Here is a 15,993-nt window from a genome sequence, read left to right on the forward strand (position 1 = left end):
CCCGCTACTGGGCAGGTCCGGGTTGCGTCGCAGGCGCGGCCGGTGCCGTCGCAGGCGCGGCCGGTGCCGTCGCAGGCGCGGCAGGTGGCGCCGAAGGTGCCGGCCCGGGCTTGCTGTCCGGATCGCGGAAGTAGCGGAAGAACTCGGATTCGGGCGAGAGCACCATCGTCGTTCCGGTGCTGTCCAGCGCCGTGCCGTAAGCGTTCATCGAGCGATAGAAATCGAAGAAGGCCGGATCGCGCTTATAGGCGTCCGCAAAGGTCGCGCTGCGCTGCGCCTCGCCCTCGCCGCGCAGGATTTCCGATTCCTTCTGCGCCTCGGCGACGATCTCGACGACCTCGCGGTCGGCGCGCGCCCTGATGCGCTGTGCCGCCTCGTTGCCGCGGGCTCTCAGCCGCTCGGCCTCAGCCAGGCGCTCGGCCTTCATGCGGTCATAGGTCTGTTGCGAGACCTCCGCCGTCAGATCGGTCCGGCGGATGCGCACATCCTCGATGTCGAGGCCGAGCGAGGTTGCGTCGGGACGAAGCTGGTCGCGCACCTCGCGCATCATGTTGCCGCGCTCTTCCGAAAGAGCTGCCTCGAAGTCGCGCAGGCCGTAGACACGGCGCAGCGCCGCGTCGAGACGCGTCTTCAGACGTGCCTCAGCCAATTCCACCTGGCCGGACACCGCCGCGCGGAACGTGCGCGGATCCGAGATGCGGTAGGCGATGAAAGCATCGACCTCGTAGAACTTGCCGCCCGAGACCTGGACGCGGATGTTGTCGAGGTCGAAGCGCATCACCCGCTTCTCGACCATCTGCACGCTGTCGGCATCGAAGAAGGCGAACGGCGCCTTGAAGTAGACCCCAGGCTCACTCTTGACGTCGATGATCTCGCCAAATCTCAGAACGATCGCCTGCTGGCCCGCATTGACCACGAAGATCGAGGAGTAGAGCAGGAACAACAGGACAGCCGCGACGACCGCGATGACGGGAACACGGTTTGCCATCACTGGTTACCTCCCGTCGTGACGCCGAGGGGCGCCGGCGGCGTCTTTGGCTGCAAGGCCGGCAACGGGAGGTAAGGCAGCACGCCCTGGCCATTGCCCTGCTCGACGACGACTTTGTTCGAGTCCTTCAGGATCTTCTCCATGGTTTCAAGATAAAGCCGCCTGCGCGTGACGTCGGGCGCCTTGGCATATTCGTTGTAGACGGAGATGAAGCGCTGCGCCTCGCCTTCCGCTTCCTGCACGACGCGGTTCTTGTAGGCTGCCGCGTCCTCGCGGATCTGCGCCGCCTGGCCGCGCGCCTGGCCGAGCTTCTGGTTGGAATACTGGTTGGCCTGCTCGACGAACTTGTCCTCGTCCTGCTCGGCGCGCTGCACCTCGTCGAACGCATCGGCCACCTCGCGCGGGGGCGCTGCGTCCTCGATCGAGACCGCGTTAACCTGGAGGCCGGTCTTGTAGCCGTCAAGCGTGCCTTGGATGATCTCGCGCACCCCCGTTGCGATGCCCTGGCGATCGTCGCGGAAGATGTCCTGCGCCGGACGCCGGCCGACGACTTCGCGCATGGCGCTCTCGGCAACCTGGGTCAGCATGCCGTCGGGATCGGAAACGTCGAACAGATAGGCCTTGGGATCGGAGACCTGGTAGGCGACCGAGAACTGCACGTTGACGATGTTCTGGTCGCCGGAGAGCATCAGCCCGGAGCCGCTGCTCGAGCCGCCGCCGATGCTGACGAGCTGCTCGGAGATCTTGGCGGTCTCGACCGTTTCGATCGGCCACCAGTGAAAATGCAGGCCCGGCTGCGAAAGCTCGGTCTTTGGCTGGCCGAAGCGCAGTTCGACGGCAACCTCGTCGGGCTGCACGGTATAGATCGCCTTGAAAGCCCAGAGCACGATGAGGGCCAGCGCGATCAGCCCGAGCACGGCCGGGCTGGCGCCGCCACCGCCCGGAAGCGCGCGCCGCAGCCTGTCCTGGCCGCGGCGGATGATATCCTCGAGATCGGGGGGCGAACCCGGCGGGCCGCTTGGCCCTTTCGGTCCCTGCCCCCAGGGCCCCTGATTGCCGCCGCCGCCCCATGGGCCGCCGCCACCGCTCTTGTCGTTCCAGGGCATGAATGTCCTTTCGCTTCGGTTCCCTCAGGCCTTGCGGCTCAATCCTAGCGCATGACCACGAAAACCCATATCGGTTTTCGAAAGGAATCATGCCCCAAAATCAAAGTATTACGGCGACCTCTTGCGCGTCCGGTTGGACGCGCGCCGCTACAACACCGTTCTTCTATAGGGACGCCTTGGCCCGCTTTCAACGCGATGTGCCATCGCCACCGTCCGATTCGGGCCGGTAGCGACCGTTTGTCGTCATCAATGACTGTCGCGGCGGCGTTGGTAGACGGTGTAGCGCGTCGCGTGGCTGTCCTTCTCGCCGGCGGGAAAATCCTCGGCGCTGACGACTTGCCAGATGCCTGGGTCGATCGGCGGAAAATGCGCATCGCCATCGACGCTGGCCAGCACATGAGTCACATGCAGCCGGTCGGCAAGCGGCAAGGCCTGGGCATAGATCTCGCCGCCACCGACCACGCAGATCTCCTCCGCTCCCGCCATGCAGCGGCCGCGCACCTTGGCCAGCGCGATCGCGTCATCCAGTGAGTGGGCCACCTCGACGCCTTCGGCGCGCCAGGCTTTGTCGCGCGTCACCACGATGTTGAGCCGGCCGGGCAGCGGCCGGCCGATGCCTTCATAGGTCTTACGGCCCATGATGATCGGCTTGCCCATCGTGTCGGCCTTGAAGCGCTTGAGATCGGTGGAAAGCCGCCACGGCAGGCCGCCTTCGCGGCCGATCACGCCGTTTTCGGCAATGGCGACATAGATCGCGATGTCCATCAGCCGCCGTTCCCGCCATTGTCCGACGGCTCCAGCAGCAGGATGTCGATATCGTGCTCGGGATAGAAATCCTTCGCGGTGGTCTCGAACGTCGTCGGCCCGACCTTTTTGACATTGTCGCCGCAGAAGGAGACGAGGTTTTTGGGGCTGCCCTTATCGATGGTGAGCTTGAAATTGCCGATGGTGCCGGAGGCCCAGTTGCCCCCCGTGGTCAGGATGTAGGCGATCCGGCTCTCGTAATATTTCGGGTAGCCGTCGGGATTTTCCTTCGCGGCCCTGCGCACCGCGTTCTCGAATGCGCCGTCCATGCAATAGCGGTTCTTGTAGGCCGCATACTGGCCCTGGAACTGGCCGTCATAGAAGAAACTGACCGAGGAAGTGCCGCCGACGCTGGGCTTGTAGCGGTGCGAGACATGGACCTCCTTGTTGGCCGGGAAGGTCGAGCGCCACCAGTAGGTCGAGCGCAGTTGCCAGAAGGGCACATAGGCGGTCTGCATGCCCGAACCGTCATCGGCGGTATCTTCGATGATGATGCCGCGGTCTTCCCAGTCCTTGGTGACATCCTTGGGCAGCTTCGCCAGCGCCGCCTTGGCGGCGTCGCCGAATGGATAGAGCGGCACGTTCTGGGCCTTGAGGTCGGCGGTGATGTCGATGCCCAGCGCAAACGCCCTTTGCTCGAGCTGGGGTTTCGCATCGACGCCGTCGATGGTCACCTCGAAGCCGAGGAAATTGTCGCTCTGCGCCTCCGGGATCGCCGGCATCTCGTTGGGATCGCCCTCGATGTCGGGCATCGGAAACGCGACGATGGAACTGACATCCTTGTCGGTGTTGTTGCGGAACACATAGTCGACCGTCACCTTCTCCGGCGAGATGAAAAGATCCTCGCTCTGCATGGCAACGGCGTCGCTTCGAGACAGGATCAGCCCGCCGGTGCCGAGTTCGGCGACGGAATCATTGGCGAAGGCCGGAGCGGCCATGATTGCCAGCGCTGCGGTCAGTACGGTGCGTAACATGGACCCTCCTCAATGCCGCGCTACCGGGATCAGCCGGATGCGCTCTTCCATCTACCCGTTTCAAGGTAGCGTTTCAAAGCCCTTCGTCGCTCGATACGGGTACTTCTGGACACCGCGCCGCCGATCGGGCAGGAGATCGCCATGCGCAAGCTTCTCGTCATCGGCATCGGAGCCGGCAATCCCGACCACATGACGGTCCAGGCCATAGACGGCCTGAACCGCGCCGACGTGCTGTTCATTCCCGACAAGGGAGCGAAGAAGGACGATCTTGCCGATTTGCGCCGGCGGATCTGCGACCGCTTCGTCACCAATCCAAAATCGCGCCGGGTCGAGTTCGATGTGCCGGTTCGGGCCGAGCCGACGTCGTCCTATCGTGTGACAGTCGACGACTGGCACGAAGCGATAGCGGAGATCTACGAAACCCTGATCCGCAACGAGCTTGCCGAAGACGGCTGCGGCGCCTTCCTGATCTGGGGCGACCCGTCGCTCTATGACAGCGCGCTGCGCATCCTCGAGCGCGTGCGCCTCAGAGGCAATGTCGGTTTCGAGCTCGAAGTCATCCCCGGCATTACCGCGATCCAGGCGCTGGCCGCCGCCCACGCGACCGCGCTCAACCGCATCGGCGATTCGATCCTGGTCACCACCGGGCGGCGGTTGACCGAAGAAGGGCTGTCCGCCAATGCCGGCTCCACGGTCGTCATGCTCGACGGCAAATGCGCCTTCAACACGCTTACCGACAAGGACGTCCTCATCCAGTGGGGCGCCTATCTCGGCACGCCGGATCAGATCGTCATTTCCGGGCGCCTGGGCGATGTCGGCGCCGAAATCGAGAAGGTCCGCGAAGAAGCCCGGCGCAAGAAGGGCTGGATCATGGACACCTATCTGCTGAAGAAATTAGGGGAATAAGGCAGTAGGGCAGTAGGGGACGCACATCGCATGCGCAGGCGGCCAGGACATCACTCCCTACTGCCCTACCCAGCATCGATCTCCGCCTGCAGAGCCTGCATATGAACCGCGGCGGCCGATGAAGCGGCTCGCTCTATCGCCCTGAAACGGCTGACCACGGCCAACCCCGCCGACGTCAACTGCGCGCCACCGCCTTTGCGGCCGCCGGTCTGCGCCGCGACCAGCGGCTTGCCGAACACGCGGTTCATGTCCTCAACCAGGTCCCAGGCATGCTTATAGGACATCTCCATGCCGCGCGCCGCGGCCGAGATCGAGCCGAAGGCGGCGATCTGTTCCAGCAGTTCGATCTTGCCCGGGCCGATCCGGCCGTCGGGGTCGAGATTTATCCGCAGGCTCAACGATGGCATGTCCTGTCCTCCGCGATCATGCCGAGACTACCTCCTCCGCCACCAGATCGCTATTCCAAATCGACATAGCGATATTGCTCCTTCGTCAACCATCCGCCTCAACCGACAGCCCTGCCCCGGTCGTCGCGCTGTCGAAGCTCACTGTCTTGATCACCGCGAAGACCTTGTGGCCGAGCGTCAGACGAAGGGTGTGTTTGGACTGTTCGGTGATACGCGCCAGCACGATCGCGCCGCTGCAGTCGATGGCGATTTCCACCGTCGGTTCTATGCCAGGCCGGACCGCCGCGATCGTCCCCGCCAATATGTTGAGCGCGCTGAGGCCGGTCGGCTGCTCGGTCGCGATCATGACGTCGCGGGCCCGGATGCGCAGCCGCACCGTCGCTCCGACCGGCCGGGCCAGCCGCGGCACGCGGATTTCGCCGGCCTGCGAGGCAAGCACGGTCATGCCGAAAGCCTCATCGTGGCGCAGGACCTTGGTGTCGAGCACCGCTCCGCCCTCGCCGCGCTCCTCCGCCGGCAACAGGTCCAGCCGCTGCATGATCGCCTCGGTCGGCCCCGCGGCCGCGACCTTGCCTTGCGAAAGCACCACGACATCGCTCGCGAGCCGCGCCACCTCGGCGACGGAATGGCTGACATAGACGATCGGGATCTTCGTCTCGTCGCGCAGCCGTTCGATATAGGGCAGGATCTCGGCCTTGCGCGCTTCGTCAAGCGAGGCGAGTGGCTCGTCCATCAGAAGCAGTTTCGGGCTGGCAAGCAGCGCGCGGCCGATCGCGACACGCTGCCTTTCGCCGCCCGACAGTTTCGCCGGCCGCCGGTCGAGCAGGTGACCGATGCCGAGCAGGTCGACCACCGCATCCATCTTGGCGTAGCGTTCGGACGCCGGCGTGAACCAGCGACCATAGCGCAGATTGCCGGCGACGCTCATATGCGGGAACAGCCGCGCATCCTGGAACACCATGCCGATGCGCCGCTTGTGCATGGGCACGAAGATCCGCGCGGCGGTGTCGACCAGCACGTTGCCGTCGGCCGAGATACGCCCCGTGTCCGGACGGATCAGGCCCGCGATCAGGTTGATCAGCGTGGACTTGCCCGAGCCCGATGGCCCGAACAGCGCCGTCAGCCGGCCGGCGCTCTCGAAACGCGCCTCCAGGGCGAATTCGCCCAGCTGATGGCGGATTTCGACGGAGACCGTCATTCGATGTCCATCCGCCGGCCGACGCGCCGCGCCAGCGCTTCCGAGGCGATGAGCGCGACCATCGAGATGACGATCGAGATCAGCGTCAGCCTGAGAGCGCCTTCGTCGCCGCCAGGCACCTGCGTGAAGGTGTAGATCGCCGAGGGCAGCGTCTGTGTCTCGTTGGGGATGTTGGAGACGAAGGTGATGGTGGCGCCGAATTCGCCCATCGCCTTGGCGAACGAAAGGATCGCGCCGGCGATCAGGCCGGGCAGGATCAACGGCAGCGTGATGGTGGCGAACACCCAGAGCGGGTTGGCGCCGAGTGTGCCGGCGGCGGCCTCCATTTTGCGGTCGACCGCCTCGATCGACAGCCGGATGGCGCGCACCATCAACGGGAAGCCCATGACCCCGCAGGCCAGTGCCGCGCCCGTCCAGCGGAACGAAAAGACAATGCCGAAATGCTCGGCAAGGAAAGCGCCGGCCGGCCCGCGCCGGCCGAAGGTGAGCAACAGCAGATAACCGGTCACCACCGGCGGCAGGATCAGCGGCAGATGCACCAGCCCGTTGAGCAGCGTCTTGCCCCAGAAACGCCCCCGCGCGAGCAGGAGCGCGAGCAGGACGCCGGGCGGCAGGCTGGCGATCATCGCCACTGTCGCCACCTTGATCGACAGCCGGACCGCATTCCATTCGTCGGGAGTGAGGTCCAGCAGCCAGTTCATGTTAGCGTTTGCGCGGTCTTTCTCAGTTGCTCGGCGCGAGCACCGTAAAACCCTGCTCCTTGAAGAGCTCGGCGGCCCTGGCCGACTCGACGCATTTCAGGAAGGCAGCCGTATCCTTGTCCTTCGAATCGGCGGTCTGGGCAATCGGATAGATGATCGGCGGGTGCGAATCTTCCGGAAAGGTGCCGACGACCTTGACGCCCTTTTCGGCATGCGCGTCGGTGGCGTAGACGATGCCCAGCGCCGCCTCGCCCGTCGCCACCAGCTTAAGTGCTGCGCGCACATTCTCAGCCTGCGCGACCTTGCCCTCGACCGACGACCACACGCCCAGCGATTCCAGCGCCGCCTTGCCGTATTTGCCGGCCGGAACGGCCTTGAAATCGCCCATGGCAAGCTTGCCGTCGCCGATCAGCTTGGCGAGGTCGAAGCCCTTCTCGACCTTGGTCTCGATCGTGGAATCCTTCGGCGCCACTAGCACGATCTGGTTGCCGAGCAGCTTCACTTCGGTGTCGGGCCTGGTCAGCTTCTTGTCGGAGAGATATTTCATCCAGTCGAGGTCAGCCGAGACAAAAATGTCGGCCGGCGCACCGCCTTCGATCTGCTTGGCCAGCGCCGAGCTCGCCGCGTAGGAGATGGTCGCGGCTTCGCCGACTTCCGGCTCGCAGGCCTTGTTGACGGCGTCAAGCGCGTTCTTGAGGCTCGCCGCCGCGAAGACGACCACCTTGCCGTCGGCAAGGGCCGCAGGCACTGCGGCCATCAGCATCGCTGTCAGACCGCCAATTGCGGCCGCCTTCAACCCGAAACCCTTGCCCGTCATGAAGTCTCTCCCTGGTTTCAAAATCCGTACCGCCCAAAGCCTTAGACCGATATATCCGTCTGAACATAACAAGGGAAGGCTTTTCACCTGTCGCGGCATTGTGCGGCGGCGTGATCTCAGCCTACGAGGAAGGCGAAGCAGCGAGGCTCAAGAAGCAGCGAGGCTCAAGGAGAGACGCATGAAGATCAGCGCCCGCAACGTTCTGAAGGCTAAGGTCACGCAGATCGTCAAAGGAGCCACCACCTCCCATGTCAGGATCGACACCGGTGGCGGCGCCATCGTCACCGCGTCGATCACCAACGATCGGTCGCCGACCTCGCGCTCGAAAAAGGCAAGCAGGCCTATGCGGTGATCAAGGCCTCGGACGTCATGGTCGGCATCGACTGAGCCGAAGGCTGGCTCATACCGCGATAGGCGCCTTGATATTCGCATCCGCGAAATAGTTTTCGAGGCGGAAATCCTCGAAGCGGAAGGCGAAAAGGTCTTTCACCTCAGGATTGATCCACATCGTCGGCAAGGCCTTGGGCGTGCGCCGCATCTGCTCGCGCGCCTGCTCGAAATGGTTCGAATAAAGATGTGCATCGCCGAGCGTATGGACGAAGTCGCCGGGCTTCAGCCCGGTCACCTGCGCTACCATCATGGTAAGCAGGGCATAGGAGGCGATGTTGAACGGCACGCCGAGGAAGATGTCGCCAGAGCGCTGGTAAAGCTGGCAGGAGAGCCGGCCTTCCGAAACATAGAACTGGAATAGACAGTGGCAGGGCGGCAGCGCCATCGCCTCGACTTCGGCCGGATTCCAGGCCGAGACGATCAGCCGGCGCGAGTTAGGATTCCGGCGTATCTCCTTCAGAAGATTCGCGATCTGGTCGATTTCGCCGCCATGCCCGTCCGGCCATGAGCGCCACTGCTTGCCATAGACCGGGCCGAGATCGCCGTTCTCGTCGGCCCATTCGTCCCAGATGGTGACGCCGTTGTCGTTGAGATATTTGATATTGGTATCGCCGGCCAGGAACCACAGAAGCTCGTGGATGATCGACCTCAGATGCAGCTTCTTGGTGGTCGTGACCGGAAAGCCGCGCGAAAGGTCGAAGCGCATCTGGTAGCCGAACACCGAGCGCGTGCCTGTCCCGGTACGGTCGCCGCGATCGGCACCGTTCTCCAGCACATGCTTCAACAGGTCGAGATATTGGCGCATCGGCTCCGCCTCGATTCGTATCGTGGGATATCATAGCCGACGGATGGGCTGCCGGACACACCAAAACAGGCGCGAACAGCGCTTGTGCACCGCCACCCTTCCAAACGCTCGTGCCGTCCCTCATTGCCCCGCCGGGCATTTCTCCCCGTAAAGTGACGGGGAGAAAGCGCTGGCTGCGGCGCTGCCGCGTTTCTTGCAACGGTGGCGATTGACGAAATCGCCAAGAGAGCATCCTTCTCCCCGTTACTATACGGGAGAAGATGGCGGCATCCGGATGAGGGGCAGCGCCGTAAATTCAAATCCGACGCGACAGCCTTGCCGCACCAGTCTTCGCTAGCCGACGCTCGACCGTCAGAGAGAGCCGAGTTTGCCGAGATCCTTGGCAACCAGATAGTAAAAGGTCACGCGGCTTTTGGTGTTGTCGGCCTGCATCGCCTTGCAGGTCTTCTCGATCGAGGCATTCGCCTTTGCGGCATCGGCAACGCCGAGCTTCTTGCCGATCCAGTTCTCCCGCACGCGGTCGAGTTCCTTCGGGTCGGTGCAGGACACCAGCGAGGAATCGCGGTTCCTGAGCGCAATGCCCAGATGCTTGACGATCTTATCGACCGCGTCGGCGCTGGCGCCGGCATCGTATTTCATCACATCCGCAAGATAATCGGCCATCGAACTTCCCCTCGTCGGCGCCACGGATCCGGTCGGTGAGGCTTGTGGCGCGCCGCGCAACCGTGCGCTAGGTCAGAGACTCCTCACCGCGAGCGAGATTTGATTGAGTAGGCGCGCAAGTCAACCCTTGGCTGTGCATTGGCCTAACCGGATAAGAGCCGGTTTGGCCTTTCTTTTTCCGTTGTCGCTCCCTATATTCGCTTCGTCGGCTTGACCGACTATGGCGATAAACAGGCGATGAAATAAGCCGTTCGGACCCGGGGGCGGTACCCGGCGCCTCCACCAAAAACCGCTCTGGCTGACGGAGCGGCTTTTGCTGGGGGCGAAATAGGATCGACGAAGGTGTAAAGATCGTACTTTTGCCCGGCATTGTACCACCGTTATCGGGCTAAACTTATAGTTGCCAACGACAACTATGCGGAAGCTCGTCTCGCTGCTTAATGCGGCGCGAACGCTTCAAATCAAGTCCTAGGGGTTCGCACTTCTAGGCGGGGTTCGGAGGTACCTGGCAACAGAAACCTCCACCTTCCCCCTCCTTGCTTCTCCCCAATCACCGAACGGCCAAGGCTCGTCCGGCGCTTGATCCGCTGCGACAGCCCTGCCGCTCATCGCCCATGGACAAGCGATGCAAGACGATTCCGACCGATTCTTCGTGCTGACCGGCGGCCCCGGCTCGGGCAAGACCACGCTGATGAGGCGCGGCGAACCGAGGGCTTCGCGACCGCGCCCGAAGCTGGGCGCGGCATCATCCGCGACCAGATGGCCATCGGCGGCCCTGCCCTTCCCTGGCAGGACCGCGCGCTCTTTGCCGAGTTGATGCTGTCCTGGGAGCTGCGCTCCTGGCACGCCGCGCATGCCGAACCCGGCCTCGTCTTCTTCGACCGCGGCGTGCCCGACACGATCGGCTATCTCAGGCTCTGCGGCCTGCCGGTGCCGGACCACGTCACGAGCGCGGCGCGAAAATTCCGCTACGCGCGCCGCGTCTTCGTCGCGCCGCCATGGCCGGAGATCTTCACTCAGGACGAGGAGCGAAAACAGACGCTCGACGAGGCCGAGCGCACATTCCGCTCGGTGACCGGCGTCCATGCGGAGCTCGGTTATGAGTTGGTGGCCTTGCCGCTTGTGCCGGTCGAGGAACGGCTGCGCTTCGTCATCGATCAAGCGGGTTTGCGATAGATATGAAAAAGGCCGGGGCTAGCCCGGCCTTTTTTTGGTTGTTTCGACGCGCCCTACTCCGCCGGCGCCTCGACCGCTTCGCGCGCGCGGCCGAGCGTCAGCTTGGCCAGCGTGAACGAGATCACGGCGCACAGCGCGATGCCCGCCACCATCGGCAGCGGCGTGCCGTCGAAGAAGATGCCGGCGACGCCCATCGCCAGCGCGCCGATGGCGAAATGCAGCGTGCCCATTAGCGCCGAGGCCGTGCCGGCGATCTCGCCATGCTCTTCCATCGCCAGCACCGAAGTGGTCGGGATGACCAGGCCGAGGAAGCCGTAGCCGACAAAGAGCAGGGCGGCCATGACGTCCAACCGGTCGACGCCGGACGCCATGATTGCGAAAAGCGCCACCATCACCGTGGCATAACCGGTGACCGCCACCCAGACGACACGCTTCAAACCAAAGCGGTCGGCCAGCAGCCCGGTCAGCTGCGACATGCCGATGAAGGCGACCGCGTTGATCGAGAAGAACACGCTGTAGACCGACGGCGACAGGCCGTAATGGTCGATCAGGATGAAGGACGAGCTCGACAGATAGACGAAGAAGCTCGCAATGCCGAAGCCTGCGATCGCCACAAGGCCGAGGAAGTTGCGATCGCCCATCAGGTAGCGGTAGCCGGCAAGCGCCGTGCCGAAGGACGAGCCGGCGCGCTCTTCGACTGGCCGCGTCTCCTTGAGCGAGGTGGCAAGCAGGATCGTTGCAAGCGCCGCCGCGCCCGTCACCGTCCAGAACACGGCGCGCCAGCCGAAGCTCTCGATGATCTGGCTGCCGGTCAGCGGCGCGAGGATCGGCGACACCGAGAACACCAGCATCAGAAGCGACATCAGCTTGGCGGCCTCGTTGCCGGTGTGCAGGTCGCGCACGATGGCGCGCGGCACCGCCATGCCGGCGCTGGCGCCGAGACCTTGCAGGAAGCGGAAGGCGATCAGCCACTCGATGCTCGGCGCCATCGCCGAGCCGACGCCGCCGACCATGAACAGCGCGAGGCCGGCGTAAAGCGGTGCCTTGCGGCCGACCATGTCGGAGATCGGGCCGACGACGATCTGCCCAAAACCCATCGACAGGAAGAAGATCAAAAGGCTCATCTGCACGGCAGCGGTGCCGGCATGCAGGTCCTCGCCGATCGAAGGCAGCGCAGGGAGATACATATCGATCGCAAACGGGCCGATCGCGGACAACAAGCCGAGCACGACCGCGATGCGGAGGAATTTGGGACTCATGATAAGGCTCTTTCGGATCTGGTTGCAGCCGCAAATACCGGCGTCTGAATCCAGGACGTTCCATCCCGCGGGAAATCCTACACTTCAGAGCGAATTCATTCGCCTGTTCAGGGCGCACATGTTCGTCTCTCCGGTGGGATTCCCCTTTGTCGTGTCCACAAATTTAGACAGGCTTGTCCAATTCGTCAATCACCGCTATATAGATGTTCATGAAGCCCGGCGTTTCTCCTGACACCTTCCCGCCACGCAGCCACGAGGCCAAGCGCGTGTCGGTGGTGGATGCAGCCGCTTCCGTATTCTGCCGCGAAGGCTATGCGGGCGCCAATATCGACCTGATCGCGGCCGAGGCCGGCGTCTCGCGGCAGACGGTCTATAATCATCACGGCGACAAGGAAAAGCTTTTCGTCGCCGTCGTGCGCGACCTGACGGAGCGCTGCAATGCCGGCATCTTCGCCACCATCGCCAGCTTCCCCGACCAGCCTGCGGATTTGGAAGCCGACCTGATCGCCTTTGCCGTGCGCATGAACCGCAACTGCATCTGCAACCGCGACGGCCGTTTCCTGCGGAAGCTGATCCAGGCCGAAGGCGGGCGTTATCCGGAACTGTTTGCCGAATGGCGCGAGCATGGCCCGGGCCGCACATGGTCGGCGCTTGCCGCGCGCTTCGCCCGGCTTGCCTTCGCCGGACATCTGTCGATCGGCGACCCCGACGTCGCGGCGCGCCAGTTCCTGGCCCTCGTCAACGCCGAGCTTCAGATCACCTTCATGCTGGGCGGCATGCCTACCGAGGAAGAGGTGCTGCGCTCCGCCACCAATGGCGTACGGACCTTTCTTAGCGCCTTCGCCAGGAAGAAGTCGCCAGCCGGCAAACAGGCGGCGCTTGTTCACGCCTGAGCGATCAAATCGCCGGCAGCCCTCTTGGCCTCACGCCTTTGCGCCTATATGCGGTTTACGCCGCGCTCAAGCTTGATTACAGCTATGCGGACGATTCAACGGAACCCGACCATCAGATGGCCGACGACCACATCCGCTACGACATTCTGGCCCAGGAGGCTCTGCGCGGCGTCATGCGCAAGGTCCTGGCCGAAGTCGCGCGCACCGGCCTTCCGGGCAATCATCATTTCTTCATCACTTTCCTGACCGGCGCGCCGGGCGTGCGCATCTCCTCGAGGCTGCGCGAGCGCTATCCGGAGCAGATGACCATCGTCATCCAGTTCCAGTATTGGGACCTCAAGGTCACGGATGCCGGCTTCGAGGTCGGGCTTTCCTTCTCCGATGTGCCGGAAAAGCTCGAAATCCCCTTCTCCGCCGTGCGCGGCTTCTATGATCCGTCGGTGAATTTCGAACTCGAATTCGACGTCAAGACGGAGGGCGCCGAAGACGAGACCGCCGCTCCGGCGCCTGAACCGGTCGCCGTGGTTCCGGAGAAGAAGTCGGAAACGAAAAAGAAGGCCGCCGAGGCCGAAAAGAAACCGGCGGTCGCCGAGACCGGCGGCAAGGGCGCCGACGTCGTTTCGCTCGACGCCTTCCGCAAGAAGTAGCCAGCGTCATGGGCGAGGTCGTCAATCTCCGCCAGGCCCGCAAGCAGAAAGCGCGCACCGAGAAGGAACGCCAGGCAAGCGAGAACCGGGCCCTGTACGGCCGCTCGAAGCCAGAGCGCGAGCGTGACCGGCTGACGTCGGAGAAGGCCGAGAAATTCGTGGCCGGCCATCGCCGGGAAAAACCCGACGACCCAGGCAAGCGCTGAGTCCTGCAATGGCCGCGGTCGAAAAACGTTCGGTAACGATCCGCGGTCACCGCACCAGCTTTTCCCTGGAGCAGCCCTTCTACGAAGACCTCATCGCCATCGCCGCCGAGCGCTCGTTGTCGCTCGCGGCTCTGGTCGCTGAGATCGACGAGACGCGCACGCGGGACGCCAACCTGTCATCCGCGCTGAGGCTCTATGTGCTGGCCTGGGCAAAACGCGGCGGCGTCGCGACCTAGGCCGCGCTATCGCTGACGTTTTGTTGCGCCTTGCGCTTCGCGCTGAAGCTCAGCAATGCGGTGCGGTCGCGCTCCTCCGCCTGCTTTTTCGACCTTACCCGCATCATGTCTTTCCAGCCGATATAGCCGACGAGCCGTTCATCCTCGCGTGAGACGACCGGCAGGTGCGAGACGTTGGCGGTGAGCAGCTTGTCGGAAAGCGCTTCCAGATATTCGTCCGGATAAGCGAGTGTGATCTTGCTGCCGGCGAGCAGCTCGCCCAGCGTCGCCTTGCGGTGCTTGCCGTTACGACGCCAGCGCAGGATCGCCGGCGGATCGATGACGCCGAGCACATGCCCCGCTTCATCGATCACCGGGAAGCTCGGATGCCGCGTGTCCGGCGCGGTCAAGAAGGTCGCGGCGCAATGCAGCGTCATCGTCGCCGGCACGCTCTCGACCTTGGTCGTCATCACTTCCTTGACCCTGGTCAGCGCGAAAGGATCGACACGGTATTCGCGCACGAGATGGTGCCCGCGCCGCGCCACTTTCTCAGTCAGGATCGAGCGCTTCATCAACAGCACGGTGACCGCATGCGCTGTGGCGCAGGCCGCGATCAGCGGCACCAGCACATGCGTGTTGCCGGTGAGCTCGGTGGCGAAGAAGGTCGCGGTTAGCGGTGCGCGCATGGTGCCGCCCATCGTCGCCGCCATCGCCAGCAGCGGCCAGAAACCGGGGCTTGCCTCGGGCAGGATGCCCGAGAGCACCGCTCCCATCGCGCCGCCCATGATGAGCAGCGGCGCCAGCACGCCGCCCGAGGTTCCCGAACCCAGCGCCACCGACCAGATGACGGCCTTCACCACCAGAAGCAGCAGCGCTGCAGTGGCAACCGTGCGGCCGTCGAGCATATTGGCGATGTTGTCGTAGCCGACGCCGAGCGCGTGCGGCTCGATCAAGCCGCCGATACCGACCACCAGGCCGCCGATCATCGGCCACCACATCCAGTGGATCGGCAGCTTCAGGAAAGCGTCCTCCCAGGCATAGACCAATTGCGTCAGCAGTCCCGAAAGCAGCCCGGCGACGATGCCGACCAGCACCCAGCCGCCCAGTCCGGCTATCGATGCCTCCATGGTTCCGGAGAACGGGAAGATCGGGCCCGGCAGGTGCAGCAGCGTGCGCTCGACTTCCGCGACGATCGCGGCGACGGCGACCGGGATGAAACTGCGCGGCGTCCATTCGAACAGGAGCAGCTCGACGGCAAGCATGATGGCGGCGATCGGCGTGCCGAACACCGTGGTCATCCCGGCCGCGGCACCTGCCACCAGCAGCGTTTTGCGTTCATTGTCGCTGACCGGCAGCATCTGCGCGATCAGCGAGCCGATGGCGCCCCCGGTCATGATGATCGGGCCTTCGGCGCCGAACGGTCCGCCCGAGCCGATCGAAATCGCCGACGACAGCGGCTTCAGCACCGCGACCTTGGCGTCGAGCCGCGAGCGCCCGAGCAGGATCGCTTCGATGGCCTCGGGAATGCCGTGGCCGCGGATCTTCTCGCTGCCGAAGCGTGCCATCAGTCCGATGATCAGCGCGCCGATCACCGGCACGAGCACCGCGGCAAGCCCCAGCGGCGTATCCTCGAGCTTGAGGTCGGCCAGCGAGAACTGGCCGAAATAGGCGATGTTGGTGGCAAGACGGATGAGCTGCAGGAGTACGATGCCGGCGAAGAGCCCGGCGGTCGCCACCACCACGGCGATGGCCGCGATGAGCAGCACGCGCGGATCGGTCGTGAAGTCGCGAAGATGGCCGTTGCCGGCGTGAGCGGATTTCATTTGGGGAGCCTGAAC

At 64.1% G+C, this 15,993-nt stretch carries 17 protein-coding genes, 1 other RNA gene and 2 pseudogenes; 8 read left to right on the top strand and 12 right to left on the bottom strand.

Annotated features, from left to right (window positions below; all coding sequences use genetic code 11):
• Nucleotides 1-4: 4 nt before the first annotated feature.
• The 4 genes from hflC to O7A05_RS04690 all read right to left on the bottom strand — a co-directional run bounded on the left by hflC (nt 5) and on the right by O7A05_RS04690 (nt 3,872).
• On the bottom strand, nt 5-988 hold the full coding sequence (gene hflC, locus O7A05_RS04675) for a protease modulator HflC (protein WP_337091796.1): 984 nt from the start codon (nt 986-988) through the stop codon (nt 5-7).
• On the bottom strand, nt 988-2,094 hold the full coding sequence (gene hflK, locus O7A05_RS04680) for an FtsH protease activity modulator HflK (RefSeq protein WP_337091797.1): 1,107 nt from the start codon (nt 2,092-2,094) through the stop codon (nt 988-990). The genes hflC and hflK overlap by 1 nt, the downstream gene beginning before the upstream one ends.
• A 246-nt stretch (nt 2,095-2,340) precedes the next feature.
• The gene (locus tag O7A05_RS04685; RefSeq protein ID WP_337091798.1) at nt 2,341-2,859 is read right to left on the bottom strand and encodes a dihydrofolate reductase; all 519 of its coding nucleotides are present in this window, start codon (nt 2,857-2,859) and stop codon (nt 2,341-2,343) included.
• The gene (locus tag O7A05_RS04690) at nt 2,859-3,872 is read right to left on the bottom strand and encodes a DUF4424 domain-containing protein (protein WP_337091799.1); all 1,014 of its coding nucleotides are present in this window, start codon (nt 3,870-3,872) and stop codon (nt 2,859-2,861) included. The genes O7A05_RS04685 and O7A05_RS04690 overlap by 1 nt, the downstream gene beginning before the upstream one ends.
• Nucleotides 3,873-4,013: 141 nt before the next feature.
• On the opposite strand from O7A05_RS04690, the gene cobF reads away from it, so the two are divergent.
• A complete protein-coding gene (cobF, locus tag O7A05_RS04695) occupies nt 4,014-4,778 on the top strand; it encodes a precorrin-6A synthase (deacetylating) (protein WP_337091800.1) in 765 nt (254 codons plus the stop codon).
• A 65-nt stretch (nt 4,779-4,843) separates the two neighbouring features.
• Here cobF and O7A05_RS04700 read toward each other — a convergent pair whose 3' ends face one another.
• From O7A05_RS04700 to modA, 4 genes are all read right to left on the bottom strand, one after another.
• Nucleotides 4,844-5,185, bottom strand: a complete 342-nt coding sequence (locus tag O7A05_RS04700) for a winged helix-turn-helix domain-containing protein (protein ID WP_140839820.1) — start codon at nt 5,183-5,185, stop codon at nt 4,844-4,846.
• A gap of 85 nt (nt 5,186-5,270) precedes the next feature.
• A complete protein-coding gene (gene modC / locus O7A05_RS04705; protein WP_337091801.1) occupies nt 5,271-6,383 on the bottom strand; it encodes a molybdenum ABC transporter ATP-binding protein in 1,113 nt (370 codons plus the stop codon).
• The gene (gene modB / locus O7A05_RS04710; protein WP_337091802.1) at nt 6,380-7,084 is read right to left on the bottom strand and encodes a molybdate ABC transporter permease subunit; all 705 of its coding nucleotides are present in this window, start codon (nt 7,082-7,084) and stop codon (nt 6,380-6,382) included. Before modB ends, modC begins: the two co-directional genes overlap by 4 nt.
• Before the next feature lie 22 nt (nt 7,085-7,106).
• The gene (gene modA / locus O7A05_RS04715) at nt 7,107-7,901 is read right to left on the bottom strand and encodes a molybdate ABC transporter substrate-binding protein (protein ID WP_337091803.1); all 795 of its coding nucleotides are present in this window, start codon (nt 7,899-7,901) and stop codon (nt 7,107-7,109) included.
• Between the two features lie 178 nt (nt 7,902-8,079).
• Here modA and O7A05_RS04720 point away from each other — a divergent pair.
• Nucleotides 8,080-8,288 (top strand): annotated as a pseudogene (locus O7A05_RS04720) (TOBE domain-containing protein).
• 13 nt (nt 8,289-8,301) lie between these two features.
• Here O7A05_RS04720 and O7A05_RS04725 read toward each other — a convergent pair.
• Nucleotides 8,302-9,096, bottom strand: coding sequence for a thymidylate synthase (locus O7A05_RS04725; RefSeq protein WP_337091804.1), 795 nt, complete (start codon nt 9,094-9,096; stop codon nt 8,302-8,304).
• Between the two features lie 351 nt (nt 9,097-9,447).
• Nucleotides 9,448-9,759, bottom strand: coding sequence for a DUF2853 family protein (locus tag O7A05_RS04730; RefSeq protein WP_337091805.1), 312 nt, complete (start codon nt 9,757-9,759; stop codon nt 9,448-9,450).
• Between the two features lie 165 nt (nt 9,760-9,924).
• Here O7A05_RS04730 and ssrA point away from each other — a divergent pair.
• Both ssrA and O7A05_RS04740 read left to right on the top strand, forming a co-directional pair.
• Nucleotides 9,925-10,285, top strand: a transfer-messenger RNA (tmRNA) gene (ssrA, locus tag O7A05_RS04735).
• Nucleotides 10,286-10,384: 99 nt separating this feature from the next.
• Nucleotides 10,385-10,935, top strand: a pseudogene (locus O7A05_RS04740) (AAA family ATPase).
• Nucleotides 10,936-10,988: 53 nt separating this feature from the next.
• On the opposite strand, the gene O7A05_RS04745 reads toward O7A05_RS04740, so the two are convergent.
• On the bottom strand, nt 10,989-12,194 hold the full coding sequence (locus O7A05_RS04745) for a multidrug effflux MFS transporter (protein WP_337091807.1): 1,206 nt from the start codon (nt 12,192-12,194) through the stop codon (nt 10,989-10,991).
• Between the two features lie 209 nt (nt 12,195-12,403).
• Here O7A05_RS04745 and O7A05_RS04750 point away from each other — a divergent pair, with 209 nt between their 5' ends.
• The 4 genes from O7A05_RS04750 to O7A05_RS04765 all read left to right on the top strand — a co-directional run bounded on the left by O7A05_RS04750 (nt 12,404) and on the right by O7A05_RS04765 (nt 14,176).
• Entirely contained in the window at nt 12,404-13,087 is a 684-nt protein-coding gene (locus O7A05_RS04750) for a TetR/AcrR family transcriptional regulator (protein WP_337091979.1), read from the top strand.
• A gap of 116 nt (nt 13,088-13,203) precedes the next feature.
• Nucleotides 13,204-13,734, top strand: coding sequence for an SspB family protein (locus O7A05_RS04755; RefSeq protein ID WP_337091808.1), 531 nt, complete (start codon nt 13,204-13,206; stop codon nt 13,732-13,734).
• Nucleotides 13,735-13,742: 8 nt separating this feature from the next.
• Nucleotides 13,743-13,940 carry a DUF4169 family protein gene (locus tag O7A05_RS04760; protein WP_224581438.1) on the top strand — a complete coding sequence of 66 codons (198 nt, stop codon included), beginning with the start codon at nt 13,743-13,745 and terminating at the stop codon, nt 13,938-13,940.
• A gap of 8 nt (nt 13,941-13,948) precedes the next feature.
• Nucleotides 13,949-14,176 (top strand): ribbon-helix-helix domain-containing protein, encoded by a 228-nt coding sequence (locus O7A05_RS04765; protein ID WP_337091810.1) that lies wholly within the window; start codon nt 13,949-13,951, stop codon nt 14,174-14,176.
• Here O7A05_RS04765 and O7A05_RS04770 read toward each other — a convergent pair.
• The gene (locus O7A05_RS04770) at nt 14,173-15,978 is read right to left on the bottom strand and encodes a chloride channel protein (protein WP_337091811.1); all 1,806 of its coding nucleotides are present in this window, start codon (nt 15,976-15,978) and stop codon (nt 14,173-14,175) included. The two genes, O7A05_RS04765 and O7A05_RS04770, sit on opposite strands and share 4 nt — an antisense overlap.
• Nucleotides 15,979-15,993 lie beyond the last annotated feature (15 nt).

It is taken from the genome of Mesorhizobium argentiipisi (SeqCode) (genome assembly GCF_037179585.1).
GTDB classification, from domain to species: Bacteria; Pseudomonadota; Alphaproteobacteria; order Rhizobiales; family Rhizobiaceae; genus Mesorhizobium; species Mesorhizobium argentiipisi.